The organism is Reichenbachiella agarivorans (assembly GCF_025502585.1).
Lineage (GTDB): Bacteria > Bacteroidota > Bacteroidia > Cytophagales > Cyclobacteriaceae > Reichenbachiella > Reichenbachiella agarivorans.
Genome location: NZ_CP106679.1, coordinates 4,374,097 through 4,386,595, shown reverse-complemented (window position 1 = coordinate 4,386,595; position 12,499 = coordinate 4,374,097). Strand labels below are relative to the sequence as shown.

At 42.3% G+C, this 12,499-nt stretch carries 9 protein-coding genes; 4 read left to right on the top strand and 5 right to left on the bottom strand.

Annotated elements, in window-relative coordinates:
- The first annotated feature begins 58 nt into the window (after window positions 1-58).
- Complete coding sequence (locus N6H18_RS18195; protein ID WP_316044823.1) at window positions 59-895, top strand: energy transducer TonB; 837 nt, start codon at window positions 59-61, stop codon at window positions 893-895.
- A gap of 111 nt (window positions 896-1,006) precedes the next feature.
- Window positions 1,007-1,867 (top strand): 3-keto-disaccharide hydrolase, encoded by an 861-nt coding sequence (locus N6H18_RS18190; protein ID WP_262309708.1) that lies wholly within the window; start codon window positions 1,007-1,009, stop codon window positions 1,865-1,867.
- Window positions 1,868-1,921: 54 nt separating this feature from the next.
- Here the strand turns inward: N6H18_RS18190 and N6H18_RS18185 are convergent, their stop codons facing one another.
- Window positions 1,922-4,243 (bottom strand): acyl-CoA dehydrogenase family protein, encoded by a 2,322-nt coding sequence (locus N6H18_RS18185; protein ID WP_262309707.1) that lies wholly within the window; start codon window positions 4,241-4,243, stop codon window positions 1,922-1,924.
- Between the two features lie 291 nt (window positions 4,244-4,534).
- On the opposite strand from N6H18_RS18185, the gene N6H18_RS18180 reads away from it, so the two are divergent.
- On the top strand, window positions 4,535-5,527 hold the full coding sequence (locus N6H18_RS18180) for a zinc metalloprotease (RefSeq protein WP_262309706.1): 993 nt from the start codon (window positions 4,535-4,537) through the stop codon (window positions 5,525-5,527).
- A 361-nt stretch (window positions 5,528-5,888) separates the two neighbouring features.
- On the opposite strand, the gene N6H18_RS18175 is transcribed toward N6H18_RS18180, so the two are convergent.
- Genes N6H18_RS18175 through N6H18_RS18160 form a run of 4 tightly spaced genes read right to left on the bottom strand, consistent with a single transcriptional unit; the run spans window position 5,889 to window position 10,540 of the window.
- Entirely contained in the window at window positions 5,889-7,211 is a 1,323-nt protein-coding gene (locus N6H18_RS18175) for a hypothetical protein (protein ID WP_262309705.1), read from the bottom strand.
- Between the two features lie 58 nt (window positions 7,212-7,269).
- Window positions 7,270-7,743 carry a response regulator gene (locus N6H18_RS18170; protein ID WP_262309704.1) on the bottom strand — a complete coding sequence of 158 codons (474 nt, stop codon included), beginning with the start codon at window positions 7,741-7,743 and terminating at the stop codon, window positions 7,270-7,272.
- A 4-nt stretch (window positions 7,744-7,747) separates the two neighbouring features.
- A complete protein-coding gene (locus N6H18_RS18165) occupies window positions 7,748-9,118 on the bottom strand; it encodes an ATP-binding protein (RefSeq protein WP_262309703.1) in 1,371 nt (456 codons plus the stop codon).
- Window positions 9,119-9,124: 6 nt separating this feature from the next.
- Window positions 9,125-10,540, bottom strand: coding sequence for an SLC13 family permease (locus N6H18_RS18160; RefSeq protein ID WP_262309702.1), 1,416 nt, complete (start codon window positions 10,538-10,540; stop codon window positions 9,125-9,127).
- 240 nt (window positions 10,541-10,780) lie between these two features.
- Here N6H18_RS18160 and pckA point away from each other — a divergent pair, with 240 nt between their 5' ends.
- Window positions 10,781-12,403 carry a phosphoenolpyruvate carboxykinase (ATP) gene (gene pckA, locus N6H18_RS18155; RefSeq protein WP_262309701.1) on the top strand — a complete coding sequence of 541 codons (1,623 nt, stop codon included), beginning with the start codon at window positions 10,781-10,783 and terminating at the stop codon, window positions 12,401-12,403.
- Window positions 12,404-12,499 lie beyond the last annotated feature (96 nt).

Genomic DNA, 12,499 nt, shown 5'->3' with positions numbered 1-12,499 from the left:
AGAATGATGCTTACTTAGTCACATCAGAAAGAATAACAACATCTAAATCTAAAAAGTCATGGAAGCTGTCATAAAAACCAAAAAACATACACAGCAATGGAAGAATGAACTAATAGCCACCAATGCTGATATAATTAAAAAGAATCTCAGACCAGAGGAGCAGCCAAATCAAGAATTGGTACTCCATCAACGTGATTATGATGATTTGATCGAATGGAAAGAAAAACGTGCTGCTAAACTGAAGAATCAAAGTCGAATGTTCTTTTTTATAGGTCTAGCTCTAGCTTTGGCAATGGTGATTACAGCTTTCGAATGGAAATTTAGGGATGAAGGAAATTTGATGGAGTTGACAATGGATAAAGTTGATTTTGATGAGCTTCAGGATATTCCACAAACCTTGCAAGCCACACCTCCGCCACCAGAGAAGGTAGTGCAACAACCTGTCGTTGTAGAAGTTCCAGATGAGGTGATCTTAGAGGAGGTTTTGGTGAATATGGATGTGGAAGTGACGGAAAACATGGCAGTTGAAGATATTGAGTTTATTGAAGCTCCTCCAGAAGAAGAGGTAGCAGAAGAGATTTTCTTGATAGTAGAAGATATTCCAGAACCTGTGGGAGGTATGACCGCTTTTTATCAATATGTAGGTCAGAACATAAAATATCCATACGAAGCAAGTAAAAAAGATATTGAGGGCAGGGTGTTTGTTCAATTTGTAGTCAATAGTCAGGGTGAGATAGCTGATGTGAAAGTGGTCAAAGGAATTGGCGGAGGATGTGATGAAGAAGCTGCTCGAATCATTGCTCAGGCACCAAAATGGAATCCTGGTAAACAAAGAGGTAAACCAGTAAGTGTTAGGATGGTGATACCCATTACCTTTAAGTTAGCCACGCGATAATATTAAACATTCTTTCTATGACTTGGGAGTCGCTAGTTTTTTAGTGGCTCCTTTTTGATTTGAATCAAGTCAACTGTTTGTTTCGTGGTGATTTGTGTTAAATTGAGTGCCATGAAGGCTAAAATCCAATTCGTTTTTCTCATATACTGTTGTTTTTCTTGTCAACAAGAGGAGTGGACATTATTGATCGACCGCAATATGTCAAAGTGGGATAATTACCTAAGCTACAAACATCGGTTGGGCTATAATGGATCTGTTCCAGTAGATTCTTTAGGGAACGAAATTTTACCAATAGGGTTGAATCATGATACTTTAGGAGTCTTTACGATCATAGAAGAAGACGGAGAACCTGTCATCAGAGTCAGCGGTGAATACTATGGTTGTTTGATATCAAAAAGGGAATATGAGAATTACCATCTGAGACTACAGGTCAAATGGGGAAACAAGAAATGGCCTCCTCGAGAGCTATTGCTCAAAGATGCGGGTATTCTCTATCACTCAGTGGGTTCGATGGGCGCAGAGTATTGGCGATCGTGGATGCTGTCTCAGGAATTCCAGATTATGGAAGGTCATATGGGTGACTACTGGAGCCAAGCCACCTCTGCGATTGATATCCGTGCATATCAGCCAGAGCATGTGATGAATCCAGTAGCTGATGTGAATCAACCTTTCTTGTCTATGGGGCAGAATCAGGAGATAGGGGGGTATTGTATGCGTAGTGCCAATTATGAAAAACCTGTTGGGCAATGGAATACCTTAGATTTGATTTGTTACAAGGGAAAGAGTATTCATATCGTCAATGGTGAGATAACAATGGTGCTAAAAGATTCTCGTTATATAGATAAGGGTCAGGTCATAGCTTTGGTTAGGGGGAAAATACAACTTCAAAGTGAGGCTTCAGAGGTATATTACAAGGATGTTAAGATCAAAGAATTGAACAGTCTGCCCATAGTATATCAGCAGCTGTTCTAAATTCCTTGATCTCAAAAAGAATTAGAGTTCTTAGTCTAAAGCCTAGGCTTGAATTTAGTCCATAGCAATCGGTGCAGCTAAGCAACTGTCTGGTATTTTGAATGCATCGACAAGTGGAACCGCATTTTCTCTGACCTGCATACACAGTTGGTTGATTTCACGACGAATGGCTTTGGTTTTTACTCCTACCATGTAATCGTGCTCTAGGTACCATCCTTTGTTTTTTTCTATTTGGTTCAGTGCAAAAAGCTGACAAAGCTGGGTGAGTATGGCTTTGCATCCAGGATCTTCTGTTCGCTCGATTTGTGCCACAAACTGTTCCAGTATGATTCTTTCAACATAAGCAAAGCCTACATTGAGTAAATGGTTTTGTGTTTGGTTAAAGGCGTCAAACGAATCCATTCCTTGGTCGATATGCTTTTTGATTCTGCGTGCCGCAGAGGCCAGGATTTCTTTTTCGCGGTAGCGAAAAGCACTCAAATGGAAATCAAAATCTAGCAAGTGTTCTTTGCTGGTATTGCGGACAGTGATAGGGTTGAGTTCTGTGACAGATGTTTTTGCTTGGTCTGCGATGTACCCCAAGATTCCAAAAAGGTTGATGTCCGAAAATTCTTTTTTGAACTCAGATAGCCTGCTTTTGGCAACTAGTTGCATCAACACGGTATTGTCTCCCTCAAAAGTCGTGTACACGTCTGTGTCATTTTTGAGACGGTCGATGCGGTTTTCAGAAAGGTAGCCCTTGCCACCGCAGGCTTCTCTACACTCTTGTAATGTCTGGGTCGTGTGCCATGTCGTGAAGGATTTGAGTCCGGCAGCTAGTGCTTCGATCTCCTGCATGTCATCTTCTGTCCTATTTAAAAATCGTTCGGTCAAGTACTGGAGCGAAAAATGCAATGCATAACTATTGGCCAAAAGTGGCATCAAACGACGCTGATGGGTTCTGTAGTTGAGGATGGGTACCTCGCTTTCGTTTTCAGGGCCAAACTGCCTGCGTTTGTCTCCATATTTGATAGCGATGGCAAGCCCAGACTTGCTGGCGCTGAGTCCCGAACGAGGGATGCCAATGCGTCCACCCACCAAAGTCCCAAGCATGGTAAAGAAGCGGCGGTTGTCACTGGTGATGGGGCTTTCGAATTGTCCTTCTGTGCTGACCGAAGCAAATCGATCGAGCATATTGTCGTAAGGGATCACTACATGGTCGAACCAAATTTTACCATTGTCTACACCGTTGAGACCCATTTTTCGTCCACAGTCGGCTATTTTGATGCCATCAAGGGTGTTTTTGTTTTTGTCACGGAGAGGAACTAGGAATGCATTGACACCATAATCTACGCCTTCTATGATAAGCTTGGCAAAGACAGTCGCCATCTCGCCATGTACTGCTGCATTGCCGATGTATTCCTTGCAGGCATCAGGGTGTGGTGTATGGATCGTAAAAGTCTTGTTGGTATGGTTGTAGGTAGCGGTAGTTTCAATACCTTTTACATTGGATCCATGACGTGTCTCTGTCATGGCAAAGCATCCTGGCAACTCTAGGCTACCTACGAACGGTAAGTATTTTTCATGGTGCTTTTTTGTTCCTAAAAAGTGAATACTCATCCCGAAGAGTCCAAACTGCACACCGAATTTGATGACCAAACTCAAATCATGATAGGACAAAGTCTCCATGATGCTAAAGTAGGATCGCATATCACCGCCTCCTCCATGTTCTGGGGAGAATGCCATCGCGCCAAAGCCTTGATCCGCCAAGTATTTGCACCATTGCAAGACTTTTTCACGGTAATCGGAGAGGTTGTCAGAGTCTATATAGGCAAATTCTCTATCAGAGATCACAGTTTTTACCTTATGGATGATTTCCTTGTCAGGACCGTCTAGCAGGTCGGTCATCTGTTGGATGTCAAATATCTGCTCGGTACTCTGGCTACCAGTGACAGTATCACGATTGGCAGAGCGTAGATGATAGGCTGCCTCACTGGTGATCACTCCTAGTGCTTCTTCGATATTGGTCAGTGGTTCTCGTGCTTTGTCAAGTGAGTCAGTATCTTGATTTCTAGCATTGAGTGCTGCGAGTTTGAGACCTATGTCTACCAGAGATGTGCGCATCTCTGGACTGAGTTGATCTGCAATTTTTCGGATTTCGACCAGCCAAGACTTGAGCTGTATGGGGCTGGGTGGATTTTTGGGATCCAAATAAGAAAGCAAAAATTCACGTTCTTCACCACTTAGCCAAACCTGATTTTCCATCAGCTCCCTTATTTTGATCACTTCACTAGGTGTGAGGACAGCATCTGCCCAAACCATGTAAAGCATAGGCAAGAATGCATAAAGGGAAGGGTTCTTTTCGAAATGGGGAGATTCTAAGATGTCTGCAGTCATAACAGGAGGTATTAAATATTTTAATTGTCGATTTGTATAAGTAAGATAACAAACGTGAAGAATGAAGAAATGGATTTGAATCCAAATTATTCCGTACAGGATATTATTTCAATACTCTTGGAAAGAGATTGAATGTTTTTTAGGATGTAGCTTTAAATGTTAGTATATCAGATAGTTATCTGTTAAAAACACGGTTTTTTTGATTTGTATCTCTGAAGTTAAACTTGTATTTTCATAAGTATGAATGAGTCTTCGAATGAAAGCTCTTTAACCAATCTAAATAATCTACTTATGAAAAAGCTACTTTTTGCACTATGTGCAACCCTGATGATTGTGTCTTGTCAAGATTTCAATGATGGCAATCAAGCACAGAAACCCGAACCTAAAATTAGTATCACCATTCCAGAAGTCCTTACCAATTACCAAACAGCTGCACGTAGAGCGGGCACTGTAGATATCAAGACGACACTGAATAATACGCTTTTTGCAGGTAGCAACATCCAAGTCAAAGATGTACATACATTTAAGACTATAGATGCAGTCACCACAGTAGAGACGGTTGATCAACAGTTTCAGAGTACGCTGACTTCTAGATGGGTACCAGGTGATGTCAATCGTGACTGGAATGGGGACGGAGATCTGGATGATATCGACTGGGTTTCGTTCTATCCCTTTGCTGTAGCAAATGAACTTTATGATGCAGAGCCCATCTATCGAAGCATGTATTCCAAGTGGCAAAATGATGGCTATTGCAATACTGTCAAAATAGATGAGATGCCTTATGATTTTGCCATGGGTAATCCTAGTTTGATTTTGGACTTTGGCTTGCCAAGTACTGGTAATCCTATTGCGGATATTTCTGTGGTCGGTTTCTTGCCTGCTTCTATTTTTGAAGCTGTTCTTGGGGCTGAGAATATTTTGGGAGTGGCATTTTCCTTCGTATTTGTGGATGACAATGGTGATCCCATCAAGTCCACACGAGGCAAGGAAGATAAGGCATATACTGAGGTCTGGTTCAACGATGGCTTTACCTGGGCAGAGGGGGCAGGATTGGGTGTAATCGATTTGGAATCAGTGATTTTGCATGAGTTTGGCCATACGCTAAACCTCGGTCACTTTGGTGTCTTACAAGTATTGACAGACACCGAAACTGGAGCTACCGACTATGTCTATCAACCAGTCAACACTATGAACGCGCTTTACATAGGTGAAGCTAGGAACTTCCTAGGGCCTAATGACAAGGGTAACTACTGTGAAGCATGGGGTGGGTGGCCATGGAATTAACTCAGGTACCGAGTCATCGGTAAAAGCTTGCTTTTCTAGTTTTAAGTATCACCCTGGGATTTAGTTTGAGGAATGGTGATCATTGTGCTAATGATCACGGTACTATCGACAGGCTATTTTGCCCAGATAGCTGCCACTTCCAATCTCGCAGATATGTTGAAATATGAGTAGGATAGCCTATCGTGAATATTTAAAAAAGGTTGATTACTAGCCTCTTGGGTAGAAAATCCTGAGTAAGATCACCGCACTGTTCGATTTTTGTAACCTAGAATAGTGGTGTTTGTCAGAACCGACAAAGATCGAATTGTAAAGCTGTATTTTTAACTGGTACGATGAGTTGGATTGATAGTGACTTGAAGCGTTATAACTTAATCTGATACTGGAACACCCACATGTTCATGCGGTCGGTGACTTGGCTGTAATCGTTGTTTTGATTGCTGTAGATGGGACGGTTTTGAACGCCTAGGGTGAGTTTGGAGTTTTGTCCATTAAGCAGGATGTTGATGCCATAGTCGCACATGATCATGGGGTCACTCAGGGCGTCATAGCGAGCGTACTGTGCAGAGAAGAAGGGTTGTAGAGCAGGTATCTTTTCGTTGTGACTGATATGGGTTTTGTAGCCAAATTGTGCATAGAGGATTTGCCCTGTACCTGTGGTCGGGAAGGAGTTGCCAGCTCCACTTAGACTGCCTTGGGTCACACCATTGGCGGGATTGTTGGTGCCGTAGTGGCGGATATAGTCTTGACCAAAGTCATAGTCGAAGTAGCCCAGATAGGCAGTGATAGATCTGTAGTTGTGCGCATCGAGCGATATGTCTAGGAAGAAGTCCATCGCCAAGAGCAGCATGTCATAAGAGACTGTATCCTGTAGGGCACCTAGGCCTGAGAGTGCATCTGACTGATAGAGAAAACCTGCATTAAGGTTCATTACTTTTTTACTCCCGAGGTAGGTCGCGACTTGGTAGGCACTCTTTTGGCTTTCCCGCTCGAAGAATTGATAACTCAGATAGGCAGAGTACTGTAGTTGAGGAAAGTTGCTGTAGAAGTTGGTCTGTTCACTGAGTTCGGTTTGGCTGACTACCATGGGACGGGCTACCACTGCACGGTAGGCGAATTGACCCAAATATCCCTTGGCATAGAGGCTAAACTTGCGCAGCAAGTCATCGCTGATGTTGACGGTAGGCATGATGAAGGTAGGATAGTCTAAACTCAAACCTGTACAAGTGGCGGGGGCTGCATAGCGAGACAATCCGACATAGCCGTTTTTGCCCCCACCCAGTTCGAATGCATCTGCAAAACGATATGAAGTCTCCAAATCTAGGATCTTCAGCGTGCTATTATTATTGATATAGTTGAGGTTGTTGGCTCCCAGCTGGAACTTGACATACCAACGACCTGTGACATTACCGGAGATAGCCAAACGCAATCGACGGATGGATACATCACTCACATAGTCCTGCGCTTCACCTTGAATGGTCGTGCCAGGATTGAGTTCTGTAGCTCTCAACCAAAACTGGGCAGAAGCGGAGAACTTGAGCTGAGACTGATTACCCAATTTCAAAACGGGCAGCTTGGAGTCAGACTGGGCAAAAGTCATCAATGAAAATGGACATGTTGCAGTAAATAGGACGCTGAGCAGCACGGTAATTAGTCTTTTGATCATGCTTTTGCTTGGCGTTTTCATGGTTGTTTATGGTTTAGAAAATTTAGTGTCTAGTCTCTGATATCTAGCTGTCTAAAGTCTATTTTAACAGATTGAAGAGTTTTTCTTTGTCAAGAATCTCTAGGAAAGGCTCGTATTCAATTCCTTTTTTTATGATGAAAATAGTGAGCAGGGTACATACCTTTTGGAGAAGGTCTTCGGCCTTCCAAGGTTTTTCGATATAGAAATCGATCCCTGCTTGATTGATGGCTTTGATGGTGTCCATGTGTGTGGCTTGACCTGTCAATAGTATTTTTTTTGTATCACCAAATCTGCCGTCGTTGTACAGGTCGGTGAGAAGTTCTACACCAGTTTTGCCAGGCATGACATGGTCAGAGATGACCAACGCGATGAAGTCACCTGCGGTATCAATCTCTTCGATGAGTTCTTGGGCCTCTTGCGCCGATTCACACTCTTCGATGATGACGTGCTGATCCAGTACTGCCAGCTGGCTAGCGATTGTGTTGAGAACCTCTCGTTGATCTTCTACACAGAGTATATAAATCTTTTCCATGATCTTATGTTTTAGGTAATGTGATGTCGAATGAAGTATGGCCTGGGACAGAACTCACAGTAATATTCCCTCCGTAACTGCTGATGATTTTTTGGATGATGGACAAGCCGAGACCGAGTCCAAAGGATAATCCTGAGACTTTGGTAGTGACGTTGGGTTGGAATATCGTAGGCAATAGATGCGCTGGTATACCTGGTCCATTGTCTATGACTTGTAGATGAATGCTATGAGGGTTCGGTACATATAGCAATTGTATTCTTGGATCTTTGGTTTCAGCTTGACTGAGACTTTCTGCTGCGTTTTTGATCAGGTTGACCCAGATTTGAATGAAGTCCCCTTCGTTTCCTATCAAGGTCAATCCTTTTTCTACATCCAAATCGATTTGAATATTTCTTGTCATATTTGACAGCAGGGACAAGGATTTCTTGAAGGTCAATCGAAGATCACATTCCTGTACGTCGCTGTGGTTTTGTGAGCCCAGGTCTTTGATGGAGCGAATGACATGGGTGGTGTGTGTAGAAGCGATCTCCATGTCGTGTAGGGTCATACCCATCTCCCAAAAGCCATCCATTTCTTCTATTTTATCTACTTGGTTTTGTTTGGCGATCTGTCGGATCTCTTCGTCGGTCAAATCGATTCGAGCCAGTTTCTTGGCTAGACGATCGTCTATCTTGAGTGCTTTTTTGATGTGTTCTTTGCGTTTTCTCGCGTCAGCTGTTGAGCTATGTTGGCCTTGTTCTAGTCCTTTGATAAAGAGGGGGTATAGATGTTCGTATTCCTTTTGGTTGAAAATTACTTTCAGTTGATTCGTCAACCATTGGGTCTTGTTTTGTAAAACGCCGATGGCGTTGTTGAGCTCATGAGCCAATCCAGCAGCCAGTTGGCCCAGAGTAGCTAGTTTTTCACTTTGCATCAGCTTCTTCAGTGTGATCTCTTTTTCTGTGGCATTTTTTACCACGAGCATTTGTCGGAGGTAAATTTCATTAACAATAATCGGCAAGATATGCTCTGAAAATAGTTGGTGATCAGGATGATTTTTCGCTGGTAGCTCCGCTTTGCTCATGTAATAGACAGTAGCATCTTCTTCTGCGTTAACTGTCGTATAACTACATCCATCAGCTGAAAAGAAACTATAGATGCCGACTACAGAATCCTCTCCAGTGCTAAAGATCAAGAGTTGACTGCCGCCTTTGGGTTTGTAGTGACCCGTCAGTCGACCACTGACTAGGTAGAAAATGCAGTCATTTTTCTCACCTTGTTTCAGTATAGTTTCCCCTTTCTTTAGAGTGATTTTCTGTGCCGGATTGGAGAAATAATGTTCTTTGAGCCAGGAGATGTCTGTCAGTTCGGACAATTTAATATTGTTATCTTTCATGGCTGTTTATAGAAAATTGATTAATCTCAAAATGCACATGAGCGTGCAGACCATGACCAAACCGATGATGCCGATGAGTACACCGACTTTGCTCATGTCCTTGGATTCAATCATACCTGTGGCATGAGCCAAAGCATTGGGAGGACTACTGATGGGCAAGGCCATTCCAAGAGAGGAAGCCATGGTGGTGGCCAAAATCAGCATCTTGGCACCCCCTAGAGTATTCAGACTGATCACCGAGACTCCTACTGCTGTGACGATAGGCAGCAGTAAGTTGGCGGTAGCTGTATGTGACATAAAGTTGGCCATCAGGTTAGACAGGAGTACAGCTATCCCGACAATAAGAAATGGAGAATAGCTGTCAAATGGAATACTACTCACCATGTGAGCGGCCAATCCACTTTTCTCCAGAGCCATACCTAAGGCAATACCACCAGACACTAGCCAAAGTACATCCCAGCTCATTTTTTTTAAATCTTCTTTGGTAATGATGCCAAGTGCTAAGAATATAGCTACTGGGATCATCGCAACTGTGTAGGAGTTCATCCCATGTAGAAAATCTGTTAACCAAAGAAGAATAGTCAGTCCAAAAGTAAAGTAGACGATTAGGGCTTTGGTTGAGGTCATAAACTTCCCTTTGATTTCTATTTCCAAAACATTGGCCTTTGGAGGGAAAAATTTCAACAAAAGGAGCCATGAGATAATCAAAAGGATGAAGACAAAGGGAATACCAAAAGCCATCCATTCTCCAAAACTGATACTGTTTTCACCTGTCAGGTATTTCATGGCGAGAGCATTTGGCGGGGTGCCGATTGGGGTCCCAATCCCTCCAATGTTAGCAGCAAAAGGGATGCTCAGTGCAAAGGCAATTCTGCCGGGATCTTTCAGATCAAAGTAGCCCAATACGGGTGCTAAGATGGCAAGCATCATGGCGGTTGTGGCTGTGTTGCTCATAAACATCGAGAAGATCGCAGTGATAATCATCAAACCTAGCATGATCATTTTGGGGTTCTTGCCAAAGGGTTTCAGCAAGACTCTGGCTAGCCCCTGATCCAATCGATATTTAGTAGATGCCATCGCCAAAAAGAAGCCTCCTAAAAATAACAGAATAATAGGAGAGGCGAATGTCCCCATGATGTCTTTGTAGGCTAGGATTGTTCCAAAATTATCTCCTTGGTTGTTGACTAAAAGTTTGATTCCAGAGGTAGAGATAGTCAGCAATTCCAGAACAATGATGAGAATGGAAGTGGCAAAGATGGGGATAGGTTCTAATATCCAAAGCATGGCAGCAAAGACAAACAGTGCCATGACACGCTGCTCAATGATACTTAGGCCTTCTATAGGGATGTAGGTAGCAGGGAGAAAGAGAATGAAAAGAGCCACGGAGAGACTCAATAAAAATTTTTTAGCTTTAGGATTCACTGGGTTATGGTTTGGGTGTATAGAGATGAGACAAATTTAGAAAGAGGGATAATTCATTTGGATGATTCAAAACATGTGAAAGGTTGATCCTGATCAGTTTTATTCTATCAGATATTGTGTCACTTTGTTAAGCAATGTGGAAGGAAAGCGCTCCAAAGAGAGGGACTACAATCTTCAAATATGTTTGAGGGAGAACAAAAAGGAATACCAATTACTTAACAATAACTAAATCTTGTAAAAATGAAAAACACGAATCTTAAATCCCTGATGGATGATATGATCGAGCTAGGCTTGAATCATGTTAAAGGTGTTTTATGGAATCTATCTCCCGCCGAATTGATTACAGAAGCTATCAAAAAGGACGAAGGAGTTTTGACAGATACAGGGGCCCTTATGTGTCGTACAGGTAAGTTTACGGGTAGATCTCCTAAAGATCGCTACATCGTAAAGGACGCTATTACAAAAGACAAAGTATGGTGGGGAGATATAAATGTCTCTTTTGATGAAGCCAAATTTGATGCACTTTACAAAAAGATGATTGCTTCATTAGGTGACAAGATACTCTATGTAAGAGATGCCTATGCAGGTGCGGATCCAAAGCATCAATTGAAGGTCAGAGTGATCGATACTCAGGCTTGGCACAATTTGTTTTGTTACAACATGTTCATTCAGCCTCAGAATGATGATTTGACAGATTTTCATCCAGAGTTTACGGTGTTTGCAGTGCCAGAATTTTATGCAGATCCAGAAGTAGATGGTACCCGTCAAAAGAACTTTGCGATCGTTAATTTTACCAAAAAGGTGATTCTTGTGGGAGGTACAGGATATACTGGAGAAACCAAAAAGGGGATTTTTTCAGTTCTTAATTTTCTTTTGCCAGACAAAGATCATGTCTTATCTATGCACTGTAGTGCTAATATAGGTAAAGAAAAAGGAGATACAGCTGTGTTTTTTGGATTATCTGGGACAGGTAAAACCACCTTGTCTGCTGATCCAAACAGGTTGTTGATTGGAGATGATGAACATGGTTGGACTAACGATGGGATTTTTAATTTCGAAGGAGGATGTTATGCCAAGACCATCGATCTGACACAGGAAAAAGAACCTGAAATTTGGGATGCCATTAGATTTGGTGCCATCTTAGAGAATACTAAATTCTTCCCAGGCACGAATACGGTGGATTATTCAGATTGTAGCATTACTGAAAATACAAGGGTGTCTTATCCACTCAAAAATGTAAAAAATGCGGTTTTTCCATCAATAGGAGGCATTCCAGAAAACATCTTCTTTTTGACTTGTGATGCGAGTGGGGTACTGCCTCCCATATCTAAATTGACTGTAGGTCAGGCAATGTACCATTTTATCTCTGGTTTCACAGCCAAGGTTGCTGGAACAGAAGCAGGTGTTACTGAGCCAGTAAGTGTGTTTTCTGCATGTTTTGGAGCACCATTCATGCCACTACACCCTACTAAGTATGCGGAGTTGCTCGGTGAGAAAATCAAAGCGCATGATGTCAATATATGGTTGATCAATACAGGTTGGTCTGGTGGTGTCTATGGTGTCGGGCAGCGTATCAAATTGAAATATACCAGAGCAATGATTTCTGCGGTGCTAGACGGTAAACTCAAAAATGTCAATTATAGCAAACATCCAATTTTCGGATTGGCTATACCAGATACTGTTGCAGATGTCCCTAATGAGATATTGAATCCAAGAAATACTTGGGTTGACAAAGTTGCTTATGACCGACAAGCTGAGAGACTTGCCAGTCAGTTTGTAGCCAATTTTGAAAAGTTTGAAGAGTACGCCAATATGGAAATCATGTCAGGAGCACCAGTTGTGGAGAATTCTATATTGATTTAGACAATCATTGAAAATAAACAAATAAGTTGATAGCGTCACTCAGTCGGAGTGGCCATTGCTTAACTCCTTTACACAAAAAAGGCCTCAGAACGAATC

What these genes read in the sequence shown, in the direction of transcription:
- N6H18_RS18185 (WP_262309707.1), bottom strand. Translation starts at nt 4,243, where the DNA reads ATGACTGCAGACATCTTAGAATCTCCCCATTTCGAAAAGAACCCTTCC.
- N6H18_RS18175 (WP_262309705.1), bottom strand. Translation starts at nt 7,211, where the DNA reads ATGAAAACGCCAAGCAAAAGCATGATCAAAAGACTAATTACCGTGCTG.
- N6H18_RS18180 (WP_262309706.1), top strand. Translation starts at nt 4,535, where the DNA reads ATGAAAAAGCTACTTTTTGCACTATGTGCAACCCTGATGATTGTGTCT.
- N6H18_RS18190 (WP_262309708.1), top strand. Translation starts at nt 1,007, where the DNA reads ATGAAGGCTAAAATCCAATTCGTTTTTCTCATATACTGTTGTTTTTCT.
- N6H18_RS18170 (WP_262309704.1), bottom strand. Translation starts at nt 7,743, where the DNA reads ATGGAAAAGATTTATATACTCTGTGTAGAAGATCAACGAGAGGTTCTC.
- N6H18_RS18195 (WP_316044823.1), top strand. Translation starts at nt 59, where the DNA reads ATGGAAGCTGTCATAAAAACCAAAAAACATACACAGCAATGGAAGAAT.
- pckA (WP_262309701.1), top strand. Translation starts at nt 10,781, where the DNA reads ATGAAAAACACGAATCTTAAATCCCTGATGGATGATATGATCGAGCTA.
- N6H18_RS18165 (WP_262309703.1), bottom strand. Translation starts at nt 9,118, where the DNA reads ATGAAAGATAACAATATTAAATTGTCCGAACTGACAGACATCTCCTGG.